The sequence below is a fragment of the Modestobacter sp. SYSU DS0290 genome (genome assembly GCF_054050955.1).
In genome coordinates, this window is the sequence record NZ_JBJHAI010000013.1 from 29,141 (window position 1) to 49,302 (window position 20,162).

The 20,162-nt window shown below is 74.0% G+C and carries 22 protein-coding genes and 1 pseudogene; 14 read left to right on the top strand and 9 right to left on the bottom strand.

The window, feature by feature from the left end; all coding sequences use genetic code 11:
• Positions 1-166: 166 nt before the first annotated feature.
• Both ACI795_RS12245 and ACI795_RS12250 read right to left on the bottom strand, forming a co-directional pair.
• Positions 167-322 carry a Zn-dependent oxidoreductase gene (locus ACI795_RS12245; protein WP_457075785.1) on the bottom strand — a complete coding sequence of 52 codons (156 nt, stop codon included), beginning with the start codon at positions 320-322 and terminating at the stop codon, positions 167-169.
• A gap of 176 nt (positions 323-498) precedes the next feature.
• Positions 499-1,311 carry a MerR family transcriptional regulator gene (locus tag ACI795_RS12250; protein WP_457075786.1) on the bottom strand — a complete coding sequence of 271 codons (813 nt, stop codon included), beginning with the start codon at positions 1,309-1,311 and terminating at the stop codon, positions 499-501.
• A gap of 63 nt (positions 1,312-1,374) precedes the next feature.
• Here ACI795_RS12250 and ACI795_RS12255 point away from each other — a divergent pair, with 63 nt between their 5' ends.
• The 4 genes from ACI795_RS12255 to ACI795_RS12270 all read left to right on the top strand — a co-directional run bounded on the left by ACI795_RS12255 (position 1,375) and on the right by ACI795_RS12270 (position 5,770).
• Entirely contained in the window at positions 1,375-1,728 is a 354-nt protein-coding gene (locus tag ACI795_RS12255; protein ID WP_457075787.1) for a nuclear transport factor 2 family protein, read from the top strand.
• Between the two features lie 121 nt (positions 1,729-1,849).
• Positions 1,850-2,038, top strand: a complete 189-nt coding sequence (locus ACI795_RS12260; protein WP_457075788.1) for a hypothetical protein — start codon at positions 1,850-1,852, stop codon at positions 2,036-2,038.
• Between the two features lie 137 nt (positions 2,039-2,175).
• Complete coding sequence (locus ACI795_RS12265; protein ID WP_457075789.1) at positions 2,176-4,887, top strand: ATP-binding protein; 2,712 nt, start codon at positions 2,176-2,178, stop codon at positions 4,885-4,887.
• Positions 4,888-5,020: 133 nt separating this feature from the next.
• Positions 5,021-5,770: an alpha/beta fold hydrolase gene (locus ACI795_RS12270; RefSeq protein ID WP_457075790.1), complete on the top strand. Its 750-nt coding sequence runs from the start codon at positions 5,021-5,023 to the stop codon at positions 5,768-5,770.
• 351 nt (positions 5,771-6,121) lie between these two features.
• Here ACI795_RS12270 and msrA read toward each other — a convergent pair whose 3' ends face one another.
• From msrA to ACI795_RS12290, 4 genes and pseudogenes are all read right to left on the bottom strand, one after another.
• Positions 6,122-6,634, bottom strand: a complete 513-nt coding sequence (msrA, locus tag ACI795_RS12275) for a peptide-methionine (S)-S-oxide reductase MsrA (protein WP_457075791.1) — start codon at positions 6,632-6,634, stop codon at positions 6,122-6,124.
• 25 nt (positions 6,635-6,659) lie between these two features.
• Positions 6,660-6,893 (bottom strand): annotated as a pseudogene (locus ACI795_RS12280) (PhzF family phenazine biosynthesis protein); the annotation flags it as partial.
• Positions 6,894-6,936: 43 nt separating this feature from the next.
• Entirely contained in the window at positions 6,937-7,632 is a 696-nt protein-coding gene (locus ACI795_RS12285) for an NUDIX domain-containing protein (protein ID WP_457075792.1), read from the bottom strand.
• Positions 7,629-7,751, bottom strand: a complete 123-nt coding sequence (locus tag ACI795_RS12290; protein WP_457075793.1) for a hypothetical protein — start codon at positions 7,749-7,751, stop codon at positions 7,629-7,631. The genes ACI795_RS12285 and ACI795_RS12290 overlap by 4 nt, the downstream gene beginning before the upstream one ends.
• Positions 7,752-7,813: 62 nt before the next feature.
• Between ACI795_RS12290 and ACI795_RS12295 the strand changes: the two genes are divergently transcribed.
• Complete coding sequence (locus tag ACI795_RS12295; RefSeq protein WP_457075794.1) at positions 7,814-8,578, top strand: DeoR/GlpR family DNA-binding transcription regulator; 765 nt, start codon at positions 7,814-7,816, stop codon at positions 8,576-8,578.
• Between the two features lie 18 nt (positions 8,579-8,596).
• Here the strand turns inward: ACI795_RS12295 and ACI795_RS12300 are convergent, their stop codons facing one another.
• Both ACI795_RS12300 and ACI795_RS12305 read right to left on the bottom strand, forming a co-directional pair.
• A complete protein-coding gene (locus ACI795_RS12300) occupies positions 8,597-9,439 on the bottom strand; it encodes an arylamine N-acetyltransferase family protein (RefSeq protein ID WP_457075795.1) in 843 nt (280 codons plus the stop codon).
• Between the two features lie 99 nt (positions 9,440-9,538).
• Positions 9,539-10,984 (bottom strand): sugar porter family MFS transporter, encoded by a 1,446-nt coding sequence (locus ACI795_RS12305; protein ID WP_457075796.1) that lies wholly within the window; start codon positions 10,982-10,984, stop codon positions 9,539-9,541.
• A gap of 118 nt (positions 10,985-11,102) precedes the next feature.
• On the opposite strand from ACI795_RS12305, the gene ACI795_RS12310 reads away from it, so the two are divergent.
• Genes ACI795_RS12310 through ACI795_RS12320 form a run of 3 tightly spaced genes read left to right on the top strand, consistent with a single transcriptional unit; the run spans position 11,103 to position 13,485 of the window.
• Complete coding sequence (locus tag ACI795_RS12310; protein WP_457075797.1) at positions 11,103-11,876, top strand: ABC transporter ATP-binding protein; 774 nt, start codon at positions 11,103-11,105, stop codon at positions 11,874-11,876.
• Positions 11,873-12,637 carry an ABC transporter permease gene (locus ACI795_RS12315; RefSeq protein ID WP_457075798.1) on the top strand — a complete coding sequence of 255 codons (765 nt, stop codon included), beginning with the start codon at positions 11,873-11,875 and terminating at the stop codon, positions 12,635-12,637. Before ACI795_RS12310 ends, ACI795_RS12315 begins: the two co-directional genes overlap by 4 nt.
• 26 nt (positions 12,638-12,663) lie before the next feature.
• Complete coding sequence (locus ACI795_RS12320) at positions 12,664-13,485, top strand: MerR family transcriptional regulator (RefSeq protein ID WP_457075799.1); 822 nt, start codon at positions 12,664-12,666, stop codon at positions 13,483-13,485.
• Here the strand turns inward: ACI795_RS12320 and ACI795_RS12325 are convergent.
• Entirely contained in the window at positions 13,464-14,036 is a 573-nt protein-coding gene (locus ACI795_RS12325; RefSeq protein ID WP_457075801.1) for a hypothetical protein, read from the bottom strand. The two genes, ACI795_RS12320 and ACI795_RS12325, sit on opposite strands and share 22 nt — an antisense overlap.
• Positions 14,037-14,248: 212 nt before the next feature.
• Here ACI795_RS12325 and ACI795_RS12330 point away from each other — a divergent pair, with 212 nt between their 5' ends.
• From ACI795_RS12330 to ACI795_RS12355, 6 genes are all read left to right on the top strand, one after another.
• Positions 14,249-15,502, top strand: coding sequence for a HupE/UreJ family protein (locus tag ACI795_RS12330; RefSeq protein ID WP_457075802.1), 1,254 nt, complete (start codon positions 14,249-14,251; stop codon positions 15,500-15,502).
• Positions 15,499-16,131, top strand: coding sequence for an acyl-CoA-like ligand-binding transcription factor (locus tag ACI795_RS12335; RefSeq protein ID WP_457075803.1), 633 nt, complete (start codon positions 15,499-15,501; stop codon positions 16,129-16,131). The genes ACI795_RS12330 and ACI795_RS12335 overlap by 4 nt, the downstream gene beginning before the upstream one ends.
• 325 nt (positions 16,132-16,456) lie before the next feature.
• On the top strand, positions 16,457-17,272 hold the full coding sequence (locus ACI795_RS12340; protein WP_457075804.1) for a mycofactocin-coupled SDR family oxidoreductase: 816 nt from the start codon (positions 16,457-16,459) through the stop codon (positions 17,270-17,272).
• The gene (locus ACI795_RS12345) at positions 17,269-18,105 is read left to right on the top strand and encodes a mycofactocin-coupled SDR family oxidoreductase (protein ID WP_457075805.1); all 837 of its coding nucleotides are present in this window, start codon (positions 17,269-17,271) and stop codon (positions 18,103-18,105) included. The genes ACI795_RS12340 and ACI795_RS12345 overlap by 4 nt, the downstream gene beginning before the upstream one ends.
• A complete protein-coding gene (locus ACI795_RS12350; protein ID WP_457075806.1) occupies positions 18,102-19,154 on the top strand; it encodes an AAA family ATPase in 1,053 nt (350 codons plus the stop codon). Before ACI795_RS12345 ends, ACI795_RS12350 begins: the two co-directional genes overlap by 4 nt.
• A 60-nt stretch (positions 19,155-19,214) precedes the next feature.
• Positions 19,215-20,147, top strand: coding sequence for a vWA domain-containing protein (locus tag ACI795_RS12355; protein ID WP_457075807.1), 933 nt, complete (start codon positions 19,215-19,217; stop codon positions 20,145-20,147).
• The last annotated feature ends 15 nt before the right edge of the window (positions 20,148-20,162 follow it).

The following is a 20,162-nucleotide window of genomic DNA, read 5'->3' on the forward strand; positions in this document are numbered from 1 at the left end:
CGGGGCGTCCGCTGATGGCCGGCTGGTGCGGACGGGCTGTTCAGCGACGCACCTCGTGGGCACGGTGTCAGGCGAGGAGTCGACGCGACGCCGTGATCGACCCGACACCATGGATCGGCCGTGCCGCACGAGTGGGACTCCCGGCGGCGACGGGGCGACGCTGACGTCAGTTGGACGACACGCGGTGGTGGGTGTCCGCGTAGTTCACCCCGGACGAGGTGACGTCGTAGAGCTGCTCGCCGTCCCCGGGGACCGGGTCGGGCAGGTCGACGACGTCCATGACCTCCGGCCCGCCGAAGCGGGTGATCTGCACAGCGCGCACGGGGCGACGCTAGAGGATCATCCGAGCACGTCGGGTGCCGTCGATCCGGTAGCGGCGCCACCGCGCCGTCCGGGTCGCGCCGTCCGGGGCGAGCCCCAGCTCCCTGTGCGGGCCGCGGCAGCACCCGAGGAGTCGGCGTGGTCGACGCCGTCGCAGGCAGCGGAAGGGCTGACCGCTCATCGCGGGGCCATCCGAAAGACAGGCCAGCCGATCTCGGTGCGCCAGGCAGCCGGGTCGGCGGTGTCGCGGGGGCCGACCAGGTAGGTCTCCCTCACCGGCCCGGCAACGGCCAGCGCGTTGCTCACCACCCAGGTGCCGAGTTCGCCGTAGGTGACGTCGATGTCGTCGTGCTCCCCGGCGTGGGTGGTGACGGCGAGCTCGACGGCCGGCAGGGTCGCCGGGTGCACCCGGCCGCTGCGCGGCGGTTCCGCCGTGGGCCGGTACACGAGAAGGTGCCCGCGGCCCTCCTCGAACAGCGCGTTGTCGTAGAGCCCGCCCGGAGCGCCGGTCGGCCGACGGACCACGGCGTCCAGCTCGGCCATGGCGCCGGCGTACCAGCCGAGCACCTCCTCGTGCGCCACGTCGTCCTCGACCGCGGCCACCGTCGTCGCCGGGACCGCGCGGAGCTCGACGTCCAACGGGGCCGGCTCCGGCCGGAGCAGCCGGCGCAGCGACGCCACCGCGGCGCGGGTGCGGTCCAGCTCCGACTCGAGCCGCTGCAGGTGGTCGGCCACGAGGGTGGCCCGGGCGCCCGGGTCGGGGGAGCGCAGGATGCGCTGCACGTCGGGCAGCGGGACGTCCAGCTCGCGCAGCCGGTGGATGACCTGGGCGATCGGGATCTGCTCTGCGCTGTAGTAGCGGTATCCGGTCGTGGAGTCCACGGCCGCGGGCTCGAGCAGGCCGGCGTCGTGGTACCGGCGCAGGGTGCGCACGCTCAGGTGGGTCAGCCGGGAGAACTCGCCGATCGCCAGCACACGTGCACTGTGCACCCTCTCCCTGGGGGAGAGTCCAGCGCTTGACCCTCCCGGTCCAGGAGGCCGCACCGTGGGGCCATGACCACGTCGAACGCCATCCAGCCCGACCAGCTCCCCGCAACGATCCGCGGCTACCTCGCCGCGCACGACGCCGGCGATGCGGACACCGCGCTGCAGGCCTTCACGCCGACCGCCGTGGTGGTCGACGACGGCATCACCTACCGCGGGACCGAGGAGGTCCGGCGCTTCCTGACCAAGGCCGGGGCCGAGTTCAGGTACACCAGCACCCTCATCGCCGCGGAGCGCTCCGACGACGCGCACTGGGTCGCCACCAAGCACCTGGAGGGGGACTTCCCCGGTGGCGTCGTCGACCTGCGCTACCGCTTCGCGATGGACGGCGACTCCATCGCGGAGCTCGTCATCGCGCCGTGACGACCGCGGCCACGCCGTCGTCGGCGTGCGCTGGGGCCGGCCGCGCTCCGAGTGCCGGATGAGGTCGACCACCGGTCATCTGACGGATGTGCGTGGCTCGGCCCGCGGCGAGCATTCCGGCATGACTCCGGACCAGGACGCCCCGTCCACCACACCGCAGAGCAGGGAGCCGGCCTCGCTCGTCGCCATCCGCCAGCTGGCCGCGGAGCGACGGCAGTTCCGCGGCTGCGACGACCGCCTCGTCTCGGCCGCCCGTGTTCGGGCCGCGCGACGGCGCGACCCGGGCGGGCAGGACGGGACGAGGCGGTGACCCGCCGGACGGGCGGCCGCGAGCGCCCGGCCACATGGGAAGCAGAGACCTCGTATCGGACCTTTACCTGGTTCGCCCGCGCCCACTAGCTTGCCGTCGTCGAGGGAGCGCGCGGCAGCCGGACGGTGGTGGCGCTGATGGGTGCGGACACGACGACAGCCGGCCTGGTGGGCCGGGACGCGGAGATCGACGCGCTGGATCGACTGCTCCTCGATGTGCACCACCGCGGCGCCGCCGTCCTCGTCCGCGGCGAGCCCGGTATCGGCAAGTCCGCCCTCCTCCACCACGTGTGCGAGGCCGCGGCCGAACGCGGGCTGCGGCTGCTGAGCACGACCGGCGTGGAGTCCGAGATGAACCTCCCGTTCGCCGGCCTCCACCAGCTGGTCCGGCCGCTGCTCGGTCGCCTCCCCGCATTGCCCGCCCCGCAGCGGCGCGCGCTGAAGTCTGCGTTCGGCATGACCGACGACGCTGCACCGGAGCTCTTCCTGATCGGTCTGGCGGCCCTGACGTTGATCAGCGACAGCGCCGCGGACCAGCCCCTCGTGCTGGTGATCGACGACGCGCACTGGCTCGACCGGCCCAGCGCCGAGGTCCTCGGTTTCGTCGCGCGGCGACTGGAGTCCGAGGCGGTGGTGCTGGTGGCGGCCCAGCGCGACGGCTTCCCGTCCGTCCTCTCCGGTCCGGCGCTGGACGAACACCACCTGGAGCGCCTGGACCGTCGCTCCGCCGAGGCCGTGCTGGCGCGCCGGGCGGCGCAGCTCGATCCGGTCGACCGCCGGCGCCTGCTGTCCGTGGCCGCGGGGAACCCGCTCGCGCTGGCGGAGCTGCCCCTCGAGGGCACGGGGGACGACCGGGCGCCCCTGACGCTGACCGCGCGACTGGAGCACGCGTTCGCGGCGCGGCTCCCCGGGCTGCCCGACGGGACCCGGGACCTGCTGCTCGTCGCAGCGCTGGACGACGAGGGCGACCTGGGGGAGGCCCTCGCCGCGGCGTCCGCACTCCGCGGCGAGGAGGTCACCGCGGAGGCACTGACCTCGGCCGTCGAGGTCGGGCTGGTCGCCGCCGACGGCGGGACGCTGGCCTTCCGTCATCCGCTGGTCCGCCACGCGATCCGGCAGCGGGCCACCCTGGCCCAGCGGCAGCGCGCGCACATCGCGCTGGCTGGGACGCTGCGCGGCACCGACCGGCAGATCTGGCACCGGGCCGCGGCTGCCGATGCGCCGGACGACGCGATCGCCGCCCAACTGGAGGACGCCGCGGCCCGCGCCCAGCGCCGAGGTGGCGTGGCGGCGGCACAGGCGGCGATCGAGCGGGCCGCCCGACTGACCGCCGACCCGGCGGAGCGGGCGCGGCGCTACCTGCGCGCGGCCGAGCTGGCCTTCGAGTGGGGACGGCCCGACGTCGTCGACCGCCTCCTGCGCGAGACCGCGGTCCTCGACGTCCCGGCCCGCGAGCGGGCTCGCATGACGGTGATCCGGGAGGGGTTCGCGGAGGGCATCCACGACGTCCGTGCGGGCACCCGGATGCTGACCGAGGTCGCGGCCGCGGCCGCCGCCGACGGCCGGACCGACCAGGCGCTCAGATTCCTCCAGGCCGCGTCGCTGCGGTGCTGGTGGGCCGATCCCGGCGCCGAGGCGCGCGCCCGCCTCCTGGGGGTCGTCGACCGCGCCGTCGACCCCGACGACGTGCTCGTGGTGGAAGTGCTCTCCTACGTGGCCCCGTTCGAACGCGGGGCGATGCTCCACGAACGGTTGCGCGCCGTGTCCGACGGTCCGCTCGCCCCGGCGCGGGCCCAGGCCGCCGGCTTCGCGGCGAGCGTCGTGGGTGACTTCCCGCTCGCCGTCGAGTTCCTGACGTCGGCGCTGACCGGCCTGCGGGCCGACGGTCGGCTCGGACTCCTGGGTCGGGCTCTGGCCGTGCAGGCGTGGAGCGCGCTCAACGTCGGGCGGTTCGACCTGGCCGCCACGGCTGCCGACGAGGCCGTCCGGCTCGCCGCCGACTCCGCGCAGCCGCTCATGGGGGGCATCTCCCTGGTGGTCCAGTCGGCGGTCGCCGCGCTGAGGGGCGCCGAGGACGTCGAGGAACGTCTCGCCGATGCGGCCCGGCTGGGCCTGCAGGTCGACTCGAGCGCGCTCCTGGCGGGGGTGCAATTGGCTCGGGGCATGGTCGCGCTCAACCTGGGCCTGCACCGGGCGGCCTGGGACCAGCTCGTCCGTCTCTCCGACCCCGCCGACCCTGCCCACCACCCCGTGGTGCGCAGCTTCGCGATCGGCGACCTGGTGGAGGCCGCCGTCCACAGCGGGCACCGGGCCGAGGTCGAGCCGATCGTGGCGGACCTCGAGGCGATCGCGGCGCGGACGCCGTCGCCGGTGCTGCACATCGGGCTGCGCTACGGCCGAGCGCTCCTGGCCCCCGAGGACGAGGCCGAGGAGCTCTTCGCGGCCGCTCTGGCGGCCGACCTGGGCGCCTGGCCCTTCGCCCGTGCCCGGCTGCAGCTGGCCCACGGGGCCTGGCTGCGGCGGTGCCGGCGGGCGGCGGAGTCCCGTGCCCCGCTGCGGGCCGCGCGGGACACCTTCGACGCCCTGGGCGCCGCGGCGTGGGGCGACCGGGCGCGGCAGGAGCTGCGCGCCGCCGGGGAGCAGAGCAGGCCGCGCATCCCGGAGGCGCGCGAGCAGCTGAGCCCGCAGGAACTGCTGATCGCGCAGCTGGCCGCGGAGGGCCTGACCAACCGGGAGATCGGCGCGCGGCTGTACCTCTCGCACCGGACGGTGGGCACGCACCTGCACCGGGTCTTCCCGAAGCTGGGGATCACCTCCCGCGTCGCGCTGCGGGGCGCGATCGGTCCCTGAACGGCCCGATCGACGTCGGCGCGACGGTCATCTGACGTACGCGAGGAGGGGGCACCGCTTCCTACGGTCGGTCCACCAGCGCTGACGCGGCCAGTCCGGTCGTCCCGGTCGCTGCGGATCGAGAGGAACGACGATGACCATCACCACCGACGAGCGCCCGCCGGCTCAGGAGAAGCCCACCGTGGTGCTCGTGCACGGCGCCTTCGCCGAATCGGCGAGCTGGAACGGGGTGATCGAGCAGCTCAGGAGCGACGGCCACCCGGTCATCGCCGCGGCGAACCCGCTCCGGGGCCTGCGCGACGACGCCGACCAGCTGCGCAGCATCCTGGACCAGGTGCGCGGCCCGATCGTGCTGGCCGGCCACTCGTACGGCGGCTCGGTGATGAGCGTGGCGGCGGACGGGCACCCCGGTGTCCGGGCGCTCGTCTACGTGGGCAGCTTCCTGCTGGAGGAGGGGGAGAGCACCGGCGAGCTGGCCGGGAGGTTCCCCGGCAACGAACTGGGGTCCGCGCTGGACCCCGTTCCCGTCCCCGACGGGCGCGGCGGCACGGTGACCGACCTGTACATCCAGCCGGACAAGTTCCGTCAGGTGTTCGCCGCCGACGTCCCCCCGGAGGTCGTCGAGCTGATGATCGCGACGCAGCGGCCCATCACCAGCGAGGCGCTGGAGGAGAAGGCGACGGCGGCGGCCTGGCGGACGATCCCGTCCTGGACCCTGGTCACGCAGCAGGACCTCGCGGTGCCGGCGGAAGCGCAGGTCTTCATGGCCCAGCGCGCGCGGTCCACGGTCGTCGAGGTCGACGCCTCCCACGCCGTCGCCGTGTCCCGGCCCGGCGCGGTCGCCGACCTGATCGCCGAGGCCGCCCGCGCGACGGCCGGCTGAGCTGCCGCACCACGTCCGTCCCGCCCGTTCCGGCAGCCGGCTGACGAGCGGGCTCGGGGCGGTCGGCTCGGCGCCGCCAAGGTGCGGCAGTCCCACGATGACGCCCGCGCGAACCGCGCCGTCCGGCTGCCCGGCGCGGTTCGCGTGAGCTGCAGCTCGGCCACTCCGGTGGCCGACGTCGCCAGGCTGGGAGCTGCCCTGCGCACCCTCACCGCACCGCCCGCGACGGGGTCCGGCCACGGGCGGCTGCGTCGGGCGGCCAGGGGCGCTGACGCCGGGCGGAGGCAGCGAGGGGTGGCCGACCGGGCCGGCCGTCCACCCCTCGCGCGGACCATGCGGGCCCGCCTGTCCTCAGGCGGTCTGTGCCTCGCGGCGCGGGAGCACCCAGTCGGGGCGCACGTAGTGGCAGGTGTACCCGAAGGGGATCTTCTGCAGGTAGTCCTGGTGCTCTTCCTCGGCCTCCCAGAACGGGCCGGCGGGCTCGACCTCGGTGACGACCTTCCCGGGCCAGATGCCCGAGGCGTCGACGTCGGCGATGGTGTCGAGCGCGACGCGCTGCTGCTCGTCGCTGGTGTAGAAGATCGCCGACCGGTAGCTGCGACCGATGTCGTTGCCCTGCCGGTCCTTCGTCGACGGGTCGTGGATCTGGAAGAAGAACTCCAGCAGCTCCCGGAACGAGATCTGGTCGGGGTCGAAGACGATCTCGACCGCCTCGGCGTGGTCACCGTGGTTGCGGTACGTGGCGTTCGGGGTGTCACCGCCCGAGTAGCCGACGCGGGTGGAGAGCACCCCCGGGCGCTTGCGCAGCAGCTCCTGGGCGCCCCAGAAGCAGCCGCCGGCGAGGATCGCTGTCTCGGTGGTCACGGTGTGTGCCTCTTTCCCTCGAACGTCAACGACGCACGGAGAACACCGCCACGGGTCCCGGTGTTTCCTGACGTGCGGCGATCGCGGCAGCGATCGCGGCGTGGCCGCAGGAGCACACCTCCGCGAGCGGGCTGACGTACCGCGCGCGGACCCGCTCCGCGCCCGGGAACAGGAGGGCGGTCTCGGAGAACCCGACCTCGGCGGCGACGGCGAGCATCTGGTCCTCCGTCATGTCGCTCGCCTCCAGCACCACGCCGGCCGGCTTGCCGCCGTCGTGCGCCGGTCGCCGCGGCCGATGGCGGTCAGGTGGGCGACCGCGGCTCCCGAGATGCGAACGGGCCGGACAGCGCCGCCCACTGGAGCAGCATGATCGTCTTCGCGTCGGCGATCCGGCCGTCGGCGGTCCGCGCGAGCGCGTCGTGGAAGTCCAGCTCGCAGACCTCGATGTCCTCACCCTCGTGCACGAGCCCTCCGCCGCGGCCGGCCCGGCTGTCGGGGGAGTAGGGCGCCGCGTAGAAGTGCAGCCGCTCGGTGACCGACCCCGGGCTCATGTAGACCTCGAACACCGGCTCCAGGTCACCGATGACGACACCGAGCTCCTCGGCCGCCTCCCGGCGGATCGCGGTGGCGGGGTCGTCGTCGTCCAGCAGGCCGGCGGCGGTCTCCAGCAGCATCCCGTCGGGGTGCCCGTTGACGTACACGGGGTACCGGAACTGCCGTCCGAGGAGCACCGTCCCGCGGTCCAGGTCGTAGAGCAGGACGGTCGCGCCGTTGCCGCGGTCGTAGGTCTCGCGCTGCTGCGTCCGCACGCTCCCGTCCCGCCCGCGGACCTCCAGGGTCGTGCGGCGCAGCACGTGCCAGGCCGCGGCCAGCACCTCGACGTCGGTGACCCGGACGTCGGGGTTGCCGGTGAGCTCCCGCCCCGCCCGGTCCAGCCCCGTCCGGCCGCGGGCGTCGGGCAGGTCGACCCCCGGCACGGGTGCGGTCGGCGTGCTCAAGCGACGGCCCGGTCGGCGAGCCGGGCCAGGTCGGCGGCCACGGGGGTGGGTTCGGCACCGGTGCCGGAGCGGTAGGGGGCGGCGAGGAGGACGAGCATCGGTCGTCGAGTCGGCGGCATGGCGCTACCCTATGCAGAAACGTGCAACAACGTGAAGCAACGTGCAGACGGGGGTGGTGGGCGTGCTGGTCCCTGAACGGCGGGACCTCCTGCTCGGGCGGCTCGCGCGCGACGGCCGGATCGTCGCCAAGGACCGCGCGGTCGAGCTCGGTCTGAGTGAGGACAGCGTGCGCCGTGACCTGCGGGAGCTGGCCGCCGCAGGCCTCTGCCAGCGCGTGTACGGCGGAGCCGTCCCTGCATCGCCGGCGGTGGCGGACTACGCGACCCGACAGGCCGTGGCGGTGGACAGCAAGGCCCGGGTCGCCGCGGCGGCCGCGGCGCTGATCGAGCCGGGGAGCACCGTCATCCTGGACGGCGGGACCACGGCGCTCGCCGTCGTCCACCAGCTCCCGCCGGACCTGACCGCGACCGTCGTCACGCACAGCCCGACCGTCGCCGCCGCGCTGGTCGACCACCCCACCGTCGAGGTGTACGTGCTGGGCGGCCGCTTGTTCAAGCACTCGGCCGTGGCCTCCGGCGCAGCTGCGGTGGAGGCGGCCGAGGCGGTCAACGCCGACCTGTTCCTGCTGGGGGTCACCGGCGTGCACCCGGAGAGCGGTCTGACCACCGGCGACGCCGACGAGGCCGCGATGAAGCGTGCACTGTCCCGGCGGGCCGCGGACACCTACGTGCTGGCCAGCACGGAGAAGATCGGGGCAGCGTCCCGGTTCGCCGTGCTGCCGCTGGCCGCCGTGGCCGGCGTCGTCACCGACGCACCCGCCGACGACGAGGTCGTGTCCCGGCTGGGGTGGATGGGCGTGCCGATCGTCCGGGCGGGACGTCGCTGACGGTCGGCGCGCACCGGCTCAGGGGGTCAGCGCCGCCTCCAGCGCCCGGGTGTCCGCGTCCGACAGGGGCACGCCGATCTCCTCCTGCAGCACCGCCACCGCCTGCGCCGGTGCCAGCCGCTCTTCCTCGGCGCTGCCGTCGGGCCACTCCACCCGCCGGGTCGTCCCGCGCAGCCGGACGAACGAGTCGTCGTCCTTGCGGATGGCCACCAGGCGCCCGACGAAGGGGGACGACGGGTGGGTCGCGGTGAAGTGGTTGGCCATCAGGACGTCCGAGGCGTGCACCGGCTCGTCGACCAGACCGTAGAGGGGGGTGACCCGGTCCCCGGTCTGCTGTTCGACCAGCCAGGAGCCCTCCTGCCCACCGGTCATCCGGTACCGCCACTCGCCCTGCCGGTGCCAGCCGGTGTCCCCCCAGGGGAGCGGGTCGAGCAGGGCGTTGCCGAACCCGACGTCGGCCAGCCACTCCCCGTCCTCGCCCCGGACGTGCAGCGCCATGTGGGTGCGGGGCCGCGGGCGGACCCGGTCCCCGCCGACGCGCGCCAGCAGCCGCTGCACGCGGAAGCCGGCCTCCTCCAGCACGGCGGCGAAGAGGGTGGCGTGCTCGTAGCAGTACCCGCCCCGGCGACGGTCCACCAGCTTCGCCTGGACCCCGTCGAGGTCGACCGCGACCGGGCGGCCCAGGACCACGTCGACGTTCTCGAAGGGGACGGTGGCCACGTGCGCGCGGTGCAGGGCGTGCAGGGTGGCGCCGGTCGCCGCGACCGCACCCGGGTGCCCGATCCGGTCGAGGTAGCCGGCCAGGTGGAGCTCTCCGGTCGCCCACTCCGGGTGCCGGACCGGTCGGCCTGCGTCGGACATCGGCGGGTCCCGCCCTCCTGGCCCGGCGGGCCGGCTGCGCACGGTGCGATGGGGTCGCCCGACGCTACCCGGGGGTGGGTCGGCGCGGGCGGCCCGCAGTCACCGGCGCCCGGCGAAGTCGGCGGGCCGGAAGCGCCCTGCGGCGAGCCGGTTCTCGATCTGCTCCAGGCTGCGACCGGTGAGCTCGGGCATGCGCTGGTAGAGGAAGACGAACCCGGCGATGTTGAACGCGGCGTACAGCCAGAAGGTCTGACCGGTGCCGATCGTCTCGATGAGGCTCAGGAGGGTCAGGGTGATGAGCAGGTTCGTGCCCCACAGGGACGCCGACTGTGCGGCGGCACCGGCCTCCCGGGTGGCCAGCGGGTAGATCTCCGAGCCGGTGAGCCAGCCCATGAGCTGGATGCCGCCGGCGGTGAAGGCCATGAACGCGATCAGCGTGGCGATGATGTAGGGCACCTGGGCCTCGCCGTCGTTGCCGGTGACGAAGAAGGTGCCCAGCACGATGAGCGAGAGCGCCGCGCCCGGCAGGGTGATCAGGGTCAGCCGCCGCCGGCCGACGCGGTCGATGACCGCCAGCCCGATCAGCTGCGTGATCAGGTACGTCGCGCCCAGGGCGACCGACACCCGCAGCGCCGCGGTGTCGGAGAAGCCGTTGTCGGTCAGGATCGTCGGGGAGTAGTAGACGATCATCTCGATGCCGGACAGCTGGGTGAAGACCGCCAGGCCGCACCCGACGATCAGCGCCGGTCGGACCCAGCCCTCGCGCAGTCCCCGCCAGCCGCTGGTGCTCGCCGTGCGCTCGGCCTCGACCAGTTCCTCGATGTCGTGCAGCTCACCCGAGACGTCGGTGCCGCGCGGGCGCACCCGCTGGAGTGCCTCCCGTGCCTGGTCACCCCGGCCGGCCTTGACCAGCCAGCGCGGGCTGTCGGGCAGGCGCAGCATGAGCCCGAGCATCAGCGCGCTGGGCACCGTGGCCGCGCCGATGGCCAGCCGCCAGTCGACGCTCTCGGTCGCGCCGATGATCGTGGCGGTGAGGATGCCGACGCCGATGGCGATCTGGAAGAAGAGCACCAGGCGGCCGCGGTACCTCGACGGGGCCAGCTCTGCGACGTACACGGGAGCGGTCTGCGTGGCACCACCGACGGCGAAGCCGAGCACGACCCGCGCCAGCGACAGGGTCACCGGGTTCGGTGCCAGCGAGGCAGCCAGTGAGCCGATGACGAACACCGCGGCGACGATCAGCAGCGTGGTCCGCCGGCCGAGTCGCTGGCTCAGCCAGCTGCACACCAGAGCCCCGACCACCGCGCCGGCCAGGATCGAGGCCGCGATGACCTGCTCCCAGCCGTTCCCGATGCCGAACTCGTCGCTGATCTGCAGCAGGGCCCCGGAGATGATCCCCGTGTCGTAGCCGTAGAGCAGGCCGGAGATCGCCGAGACCAGCGCCACGACCACCACGGCACCGGTCAGCCCACCACCGTCGTCACGCGCCACGTCGATGCCGGTCGTGCCGGGGTCAGCCGGTTCCCGGGCCTCGGATGCGGTCATCGGCTTCTCCCCGTCAGCGTGCCAGCACAGCGCTCGCCACCGTAGGGCCGCCAGCCCGGCACCGCCTGCCCAGAGTGGGCTTGACCTTGACGCAGGGTCAGGGCTGGACGCTCCCGCCATGACCACCACAACAGCCATCGAGATCGCCGGGCTGACCAAGTCCTACGGCGACCGCACGGTGCTCGGCGGCGTCGACCTGACCGTCCCGGCAGGCACGGTCCTCGCCCTGCTGGGCGCCAACGGCGCGGGGAAGACCACGGTCGTGCGGATCCTGTCCACGCTGCTGCGGCCCGACGGCGGGACCGCCGTCGTCCACGGGCACGACGTCACCACCCAGCCCCTGGAGGTCCGCCGGTCGATCAGCCTCACCGGGCAGTTCGCCGCCGTCGACGAGGTCCTCACCGGCCGGGAGAACCTCGAGCTCGTCGCCCAGCTGCGGCACCTCGAGCACGCCGGCCGGATCGCCGACGACCTGCTCGCGCGCTTCGACCTCGTGGCGGCCGCCGGCCGCCGGGTGGCGACGTACTCCGGCGGCATGCGCCGTCGCCTCGACATCGCCATGAGCCTGATCGGCGACCCGCCCGTGCTCTTCCTCGACGAGCCGACGACGGGGCTCGACCCGCAGTCGCGCCTGGAGGTCTGGCAGACGGTGCGGGAGCTGGTGCGCCAGGGCACCACCGTGCTGCTCACCACGCAGCAGCTCGACGAGGCCGAGCACCTCGCCGACCGGATCGCCGTCCTGCACCAGGGGCGGATCATCGCCGAGGGCAGCCTCGTCGAGCTCCGGCAGCTGCTCCCACCGGCCACGGTCGAGTACGTGGAGAAGCTGCCGTCCCTGGAGGACGTCTTCCTGGCGATCGTCGGCTCCGGCCAGCAGGGGACGGACCGATGAGCACCACCTACGCCGTCCGCGACACCACGACCCTGCTGAAGCGGTCGCTGCGGCACGTGCTCCGCAGCCCGGACACGATCATCACCACCGCACTCACACCGATCGCGATGCTGCTGCTGTTCGTCTACGTCTTCGGCAGCGCGATCGACACCGGCGGTGTGGCGTACGTCGACTACCTGCTGCCCGGGATCCTGCTCATCACCATCGCCTCCGGGACCGCCTACACCGCCTTCCGCCTGTTCACCGACGTCTCGAGTGGGATCTTCGAGCGGTTCCAGTCGATGCCGATCGCCCGCTCGGCGGTGCTGTGGGGTCACGTGCTGACCTCGGTCGTCGCCAACCTGGTCTCACTGGTGCTCGTCCTGCTCGTCGCCGTCGCGATGGGCTTCCGCTCCGGCGCCGGCGTGCTCGCCTGGCTCGCCGTCGCGGGGATCCTGGTGCTGTTCACCCTGGCGCTCACCTGGCTGGCGGTCGTCCCGGGCCTCACCGCCACATCGGTCGACGGAGTCAGCGGGTTCTCCTACCCGCTGATCTTCCTGCCCTTCATCAGCTCGGCGTTCGTCCCGACCGAGGGGATGCCCGGCCCGGTCCGCTGGTTCGCCGAGCACCAGCCGGTCACCCCGATCGTGGACTCGCTGCGGAACCTGTACGCGGAGCAGCCGGTCGGCGACGACGGCTGGACCGCCGTCGCCTGGTGCGTCGGGCTGCTGCTCGTCGCCTACGCCCTGGCGATGACGACCTACCGCAGGAAGATCACCTGACGACGGCGGGAGAGGGGAACGGCTGCGTGTTGACCATCAGCCAGCTGGCGTCCTACGCGGGCGTGACGGTGCGTGCCGTGCGGCACTACCACGCCACGGGCCTGCTGCCCGAACCCCAGCGGGACTCCTCCGGCTACCGGCGCTACGACGCCGCAGCCGTCGTGGAGCTCATCCGGATCCGCACCCTGGCCGAGGCCGGCGTCCCGCTGGCCCGGGTCCGGGAGCTGCTGGCGGCAGGCGAGGCCGAGTTCGCGGCGGCGGTCGATGAGGTCGACCGCCGCCTGCGCGCCGAGATCCGCGACCGCCAGCGGCACCGGGAGCGGATCGCCCAGCTCGCGGCGGGGGAGAACCTGGTGCTGCCACCGGTGGCGGTCGCCTACCTCGACCGGATGCGTGAGCTCGGCTTCCCGGAGCGGCTGATCGAGATCGAGCGGGACAGCTGGATCCTCATCGCGGCCCAGGTGCCCGAACAGGTGCCGGTCATGATGGCGGTGAAGCACGGGCAGATCGAGCACCCGACGCTGCGCCGGCTCTACCTCGACGTCGGGGAGCTCGCCGACTGCACGGCCGACGACCCGCGGCTGCCCGCGCTCGCCGACCGGGTGGTCGCCTTCATCGAGGCGGCGGTCGCCCAGGCCGACGAGGCCGGCGAGGACGAGGCGGGGCAGCCCGTCAGCGACGACCTGGTGGCGTTGCTCGACGCGGCGTTCGTCGAGCACTTCCCCTGCGCGCCCCGGCTGTTCCGGCTGCTCGAGCAGCGCGGCTGGACCGGCTGGACGAACATCCGGCGCACCTGCCCGGAGCCTGCGGGAGCCGCCGGGCGAACTCAGGCGCCCAGGCCGGCGTAGGTCGGGGTCGCCTCCTCGCCGTCCCAGGTGACCCGGAACTCGAACGCGGTCTGGAGGTCGGCGAGGTACTGGTCGGCCTCTTCCTGGGTGATCGTGCCGTCGGCCAGCAGGGTGTCGATGGCGACGGCGTACTTCGCGACCATGCCGTCGATGAGCTCCTGCGGGTCGACGCCCAGGTCCTCGGCCACCGCGGCCAGGCCCTGCCCGCTGTCCATCCGGACGTGCAGCTCCTCGTGGCTGATGCCGAGCACCTCGTCCAGGACGTCCTCCACCGGCTGGTGACCGCGGTGCAGGTCCAGGCTCGGGTCGCCGTAGGCGTCCTGGACCAGTGCGACCAGCTCCTCCTCCGTCGTCACCGACGAGACGTCGACCGAACCGCCGGGGCCGCCCTGCCCGCCGCCGGGCATCCCGCCACCGCCGAACTCGGCCGCCGAGGTGGACGTCGACGTGTCGCCGGAACTGGCCGCGAGTTCGGTGGCGGACGTACCGCAGGCGGCGAGGGAGAGGGTGGCGGAGAGGGCCAGGGCGGCCACGGCCTTGCGGATCTTCACGGGAGCTCCTGTCGGTCGCGGTCGTCAGGGGGACGACGCGGGGTGTGGGGACCACGCTGGACGGCGCGGCTCTGTGTGCCACGTGCGCCACCTGTGCGGTCCCTGGGTGGCTCCTGGACGCCCCACACGGCGTCCTCAGCGCGGGCACAGCCGGACCGGTCACGGTCGACGCCATGACGACGCGCGCCCTTCGTGCCCCGCTCTCCCGAGTCATGGCCGCCACCGCCCTGAGCGGTGTCGCGGCCGGGGGGCTGCTGCTGCTCACCGCCGGCACGGCCCAGGCGCACAGCCTGACCAGCAGCACCCTGGCGGTGCGGGTGGGGGAGGAGCAGGTCGAGGCCACCGTCTCCGTCGCCGCCGACACCCTCGACGCGGTGCTCGGCGAGGCGGCCACCGACGTGGCGGTGACCGAGTACCTGGCCGACCACCTGTCCGTCACCGGCCGCGACGGCAGCGTCTGGGCCGAGACCTGGTCGCCGGTGGTGCGCGAGACGGTCGAGGGCATCGACTCCTACCGCGTCGACGTGGTGCTCGACACCGGGGGAGCGGACCCGTCGTCGTTCACGCTGGCCTACGACGGGGTCATCGCGACCGACACCTCGCACGAGGCTGTGGTCGTGCTGACCGACGCCGCCGGGGACATCTCCACCGCCGGCGTGCTCACCGCCACCGACGACACCCTCGTGGTCGGCGACGCGGCCGCCACCGGGCTGGCCGACATGGTCGGCTACGGCCTGCACCACGTGCTGGCGGGCGCGGACCACCTGCTGTTCCTGCTCACCCTGCTGCTGATCGCCCCGGTGGTGGCGGTCGGCGGCCGGTGGCGCCGGCGGGACGGCGTACGCCCCACCCTCGGCGCGGTGCTGGCGGTGGTCACCGCCTTCACCGTGGGGCACTCATTGACCCTGCTCGCCTCCGCGCTGGGCTGGGTGGCCGCGCCCAGCGCGCCGGTCGAGGTGCTGATCGCGGTGTCGGTCGGCGTCGCCGCGGTGCACGCCCTGCGCCCGCTGGCCCGCCGCGGTGAGGTGCTCGTGGCCGGGGGCTTCGGCCTGGTGCACGGGCTCGCGTTCGCCGGCATCCTCACCGACCTGGGCCTGGCCGGCGCCACCTCGGTCCCCGCGCTGCTGGCCTTCAACGTGGGTGTCGAGCTGGCCCAGCTGCTCACCGTCGCCCTGGTGTTCCCCTCGCTGTACCTGCTCTCCCGCACCCGGTGGTACCCGCAGGTCCGCACCGTGGGGGCGTTGGTCGCCCTGGTCGCCGCGACGACCTGGGCGCTGGACCGGCTGGGCTGGTCGGCCGATCCGCTGGCCGGTGCGGAGGAGACGTTGGTGGCCCACCCCTGGTGGGTCGTCGCCGGCCTGGCGGCCCTCGCGGTGGTCTGCCGGGCAGCCGACCGACCGGTCGACCGTGCCCACAGCGACCGGGTGCGCCGCCGGCCCGGAGTCGCGGGCGCCGGCGGTGGATGACCCGCCGGCGGAGCAGACTGGTGGATGTGGGGGATCGAGCTGCACATCCGGCCGGAGCGACCGGGCGACCCGCGGTAACCACCCCCCACGAGCTGGCTGCCGTCGCGCAGCGGTTGTTCGTCACAGCGGGGTTCGAGGGAACCAGCATCGACGACATCGCGCGGGCCGCCGGGATCGGTCGGCGCACCTTCTTCCGCTATTTCGAGAGCAAGGCCGACGTGCTCTTCGTCGAGTCCCCGGCCGAGCTGGCCCGGCTCCGCCAGGGGCTCGCCGCCGCGCATCCCGGCGAGCCCCGCCCGGCGGTGGTGACCCGCGCCGTCCTCGCCGCCCTGCACCACCCACCGGAGGACCGCGAGTGGGCACTGCAGCGCGCCCAGCTGATCCTCGGCGTCCCCGCGCTCGCCGCACACACCTCGGTGGTGCTGTCCCGGTGGTGCCGGGCAGTGGCCGACCACGCCCGGACGCGCCCGTGCGCGGACCCCTACTACGCGGAGGCCCTGGGGCACGCGGTGGTCGCCGCGACGGTCGCCGCCCACGCGCACTGGATCGCCCATCCGGAGACCGAGCTCGCCGACGCGCTCCTCGGCATGCTCCGCCTCCTGCTGCCCGCGGAACCGGCCGGCCGCTGACGGGGTGGTCCGGGTCCGTGGCCGGGCCGGAGGGACCCCGCGCCCCGTCGGCCATTGCCTTTCGGCACCGAGTGCCACTAACGTCGGCGACGTCTCGTCCGTGACCCAGATCACCCGGGGGCGCCGTGGTCGACACGAGGAGCTTGCCGTGGGCGCGCCCACGGCCAGTCGCCCCGGGCCACCGGCACAGCTGGGCCGGACGTGCGGCGGTCGGACGACGGCCGCACCCCTGAACTCGGTGCCCGACCAGGGCGCCGGGGATCGATCCCCCGCCGCGAGGCGAGAGACCGGATCCGCTGACGACGACGTCTGAGGAGAAGGACGAATGGGAAAGCTCGACGGCAAGGTCGCGTTCATCACCGGCGCGGCACGCGGTCAGGGTCGCAGCCACGCGGTGCGGCTGGCGCAGGAGGGCGCGGACATCATCGCCGTCGACCTCTGCCAGCAGATCGACTCGGTCGCCTACGACCTGGCGACGCCAGAGGACCTGCAGCAGACGGTCAAGGAGGTGGAGGCCCTCGACCGGCGGATCATCGCCAGCCAGGCCGACGTCCGGGACCGAACGGCGATGGAGACGGCGGTGCGCGAGGGGGTCGCCCAGCTGGGGCGGCTGGACATCGTGCTGGCCAACGCGGGCATCGCCCCGATGGGCGAGGGGGCCGACACCCCGCAGGCGTGGCAGGACGTCATCGACGTCAACCTCACCGGGGTCTGGAACACCGTCCGGGCTGCCGCGCCCGTGCTGATCGAGCAGGGTGACGGCGGTGCGATCGTGCTGACCAGCTCGACCGCCGGGCTCAAGGGGATCGGCGGGGACAGCGCCGGCGGCCAGGGGTACACCGCGGCCAAGCACGGGGTGGTCGGGCTGATGCGGACCTTCGCCACCACCCTGGCGCAGCACCGGATCCGGGTGAACACCGTGCACCCGACCGGGGTGAACACCCCGATGGTCGTCAACCCGGTGATGGAGAAGTTCCTGGCCGAGGACCCCTCGATGGCCGGCGCGATCTCCAACCTGCTGCCGGTGGAGATGATCGAGGCGGTCGACATCTCCAACGCCATCCTGTTCCTGGTCTCCGACGACGGCCGCTACGTCACCGGCGTCACCCTGCCCGTCGACGCCGGGATCCTCGCCAAGTGAGCGGGCGGGTCGAGGGCAAGGTCGCCTTCATCACCGGTGCGGCGCGCAGCCAGGGGCGCAGCCACGCCGTGCGGCTGGCGCAGGAGGGCGCGGACATCATCGCGGTCGACATCGCCGGCCCGGTGGAGTCGATCCAGATGTACCCGCCGGCCACCGACGAGGACCTGGCCGAGACCGTGCGGCAGGTCGAGGCGCTGGACCGGCGGATCGTCGCCACGAAGGCCGACGTCCGGGACACCGCGGCGCTGCGGGCGGCGGTCGACGACGGGGTGGCCCAGCTCGGCCGCCTGGACATCGTGCTGGGCAACGCCGGGGTGTTCGAGATCGAGCCGGCGCTGGAGCTCACCGACGACGCCTGGCGGGAGATGATCGACGTCAACCTCACCGGGGTCTGGAACACCTGCAAGGTGGCCCTGCCGCACCTCATCGAGGGCGGGCGGGGCGGGGCGATCGTGCTGACCAGCTCGACCGCCGGGCTCAAGGGGACGCCGAACACGATCCACTACACCGCGGCCAAGCACGGCGTCGTGGGGATCATGCGGACCCTGGCCAACGAGTTCGCCCAGCACTCCATCCGGGTCAACACGGTCCACCCCACGGGGGTGGACACGGTGATGATCCAGAACCAGAAGACGTGGGGGTTGTTCGCGCCCGACGACCCGGCACCCAGCCGGGAGAAGGCCGCGCCGATCTTCGCCTCGACCAACGCCCTGCCGATCCCGTGGGTGGAGCCGGTCGACATCTCCAACGCGATCCTGTTCCTCGTCTCCGACGAGGCGCGGTACATCACCGGCGTGACCCTCCCGGTCGACGCCGGATACACCGCCAAGTGACCGGGGCGGGGACGGCGGCCGAACGGTCGCCGTCCCCGCTGCGGCGGAGCGAGGAGCACGCCCTGGACACGCACGAGCACGTCGATCCCGGGGTGACCGGCGGCCGGGTCACCGGCGACGACGGCGCCTCGGTCCGGGCTGTTCGCAGCCGGGTGGCCCGCCACCTGGTGGGCCGGGCCCGGGAACTGGACCTGCTGCTGGCCGCGGTCGCCGCCGGCCGGGACGTCCTGCTGGAAGGGCCGCCGGGGACGTCGAAGTCCACGTTGCTGCGGTCGATCACCGCTGAGTGGGGCATCCCGCTGGTGTTCGTCGAGGGCAACGCCGACCTGACGCCCACCCGGCTCGTCGGGCACCACGACCCGGCGCGGGTGCTGCGCGAGGACTACTCGCCGGACAACTTCGTGCCCGGCCCGCTGGTGGAGGCGATGCGCGCCGGCGGCTTCCTGTACGTCGAGGAGTTCAACCGCGCGCCGGAGGACACGCTCAACACGTTGCTCACCGCGATGGCCGAGCGGCGGATCGCCATCCCCCGGGTCGGGACGGTGGCCGCGGAGCCCAGCTTCCGGGTGGTCGCCTCGATGAACCCCTACGACAACGTCGGCACCACCCGGCTGTCCACCTCGGTGCACGACCGGCTCTGCCGGCTGGCCATCGGCTACCAGGACGCCGACGCCGAGCGCGGCATCGTCGGCCGCCGCACCGGCGTCGAGTCGCCCAGGCTGGTCGCCGACGCCGTGGCGCTGACCCGGGCGACCCGGGAACGGGACGACATTCGGCAGGGCAGCAGCGTGCGCGGGGCCATCGACACCGCGCTCGTCGCCGCCGAGCTCGCCGCGATGCGGGCCGTGCCCTTGCCCGACGAGCCGTCGGTCTCCCCACCACGCGGGCTGCCGGCGGAGTACACCGCCGTGGTCCTGGACGCCGTGCTGCTGGCGCTGTCCGGGCGGGTCTTCCTCGACGAGACCGTCGAGACGACGCCGGAGGCGGTGCTCCGGGAGATCTGGGAGGACCACTTCCTGCTGCAGCCGGCAGCCGCCGAGCCTGGTTGAAGAGCGGTCGAGGGCGACTCGCCGATCGCCCGGCGCGACCGGTCTGGTGCTGCTCGGGGGATGCGGCCGTTGCGCCGGAAGCCCAAACAGCTCACCGAGCAGCCCTCGCTGTACGAGCCGGCCCCGGGTGGCGGCGGGCTGGCGCTGTCCTCCGGTGACCGCCGACGGACCCGGACCGGGGCGTCCCGACCGGGCGGCACCGCGTCGGGCACGACGGACGAGCCGGCCGACCTGGTCCCGCTCGCCGACCTGGCCACGGAGAGCTCGGTCGACCAGCGCACCCGAGCCCGCGCCCGGCAGATTGCCCGGCGGCTCTCGGTGCCCAGGCCACCGCGGGAGCGCCGTTCGCGCCGGGGCGTCGGGGAGCTGACGAGCACGGCCTGGAGCGGCGGCTCGGACGAGCTGGACCTGGAGCGCACCCTGGAGGCGATCGCCGGCAACCCGTTCCCGGAGGCGGGCGACATCGTCGTCCGCGAGCGGGTGCGGCAGAGGCGATCGGTCGTGCTGGTGGTGGACGTGTCGGGGTCGATGAGGGGCGAGCGGGTGCGCACTGCCGCGGCCACGGTCGGTGCGCTGGCCGGGGAGCTGGCCCGGGACCGGCTCGCGGTGGTGGCCTTCTGGTCCGATGCCGCGGTCCTGGTGCGGATGGAGCAGCAGGTGGCGCCGCTCGCCGTCCTGGACTTGCTGCTCCGGGTGCCGGCCCAGGGGCTGACCAACGTGACCTTCGCGCTGGAGACGGCTGCGGCGCAGCTGGGCGGGGCGCCACCACGGGACTCCCGCGTGCTCCTGCTCTCCGACTGCGTGCACAACGCCGGGCCGGACCCGCGGCTCACCGCGGCCCGGCTGCCTCGGCTGGACGTGCTGCTGGACACCTCCGGGGAGGTGGACGTGGAGCTGGGACGCGACCTCGCCCGGGCCGGGCGTGGCCGGTTCAGGCCGGTCCGCGACCACCGCGACGCTGCCGCGGCCCTGAGCGCCGTCTTCGCCGGCTGAGTCGCCCCTCCCGGA

Coding starts and splice junctions, on each gene's coding strand:
- ACI795_RS12310 (WP_457075797.1), top strand. CDS start 11,103: ATGACCACCACAACAGCCATCGAGATCGCCGGGCTGACCAAGTCCTAC.
- ACI795_RS12315 (WP_457075798.1), top strand. CDS start 11,873: ATGAGCACCACCTACGCCGTCCGCGACACCACGACCCTGCTGAAGCGG.
- ACI795_RS12265 (WP_457075789.1), top strand. CDS start 2,176: ATGGGTGCGGACACGACGACAGCCGGCCTGGTGGGCCGGGACGCGGAG.
- ACI795_RS12255 (WP_457075787.1), top strand. CDS start 1,375: ATGACCACGTCGAACGCCATCCAGCCCGACCAGCTCCCCGCAACGATC.
- ACI795_RS12290 (WP_457075793.1), bottom strand. CDS start 7,751: ATGCCGCCGACTCGACGACCGATGCTCGTCCTCCTCGCCGCCCCCTAC.
- ACI795_RS12335 (WP_457075803.1), top strand. CDS start 15,499: ATGACCCGCCGGCGGAGCAGACTGGTGGATGTGGGGGATCGAGCTGCA.
- ACI795_RS12355 (WP_457075807.1), top strand. CDS start 19,215: ATGCGGCCGTTGCGCCGGAAGCCCAAACAGCTCACCGAGCAGCCCTCG.
- ACI795_RS12305 (WP_457075796.1), bottom strand. CDS start 10,984: ATGACCGCATCCGAGGCCCGGGAACCGGCTGACCCCGGCACGACCGGC.
- ACI795_RS12270 (WP_457075790.1), top strand. CDS start 5,021: ATGACCATCACCACCGACGAGCGCCCGCCGGCTCAGGAGAAGCCCACC.
- ACI795_RS12260 (WP_457075788.1), top strand. CDS start 1,850: ATGACTCCGGACCAGGACGCCCCGTCCACCACACCGCAGAGCAGGGAG.
- ACI795_RS12300 (WP_457075795.1), bottom strand. CDS start 9,439: ATGTCCGACGCAGGCCGACCGGTCCGGCACCCGGAGTGGGCGACCGGA.
- ACI795_RS12340 (WP_457075804.1), top strand. CDS start 16,457: ATGGGAAAGCTCGACGGCAAGGTCGCGTTCATCACCGGCGCGGCACGC.
- ACI795_RS12330 (WP_457075802.1), top strand. CDS start 14,249: ATGGCCGCCACCGCCCTGAGCGGTGTCGCGGCCGGGGGGCTGCTGCTG.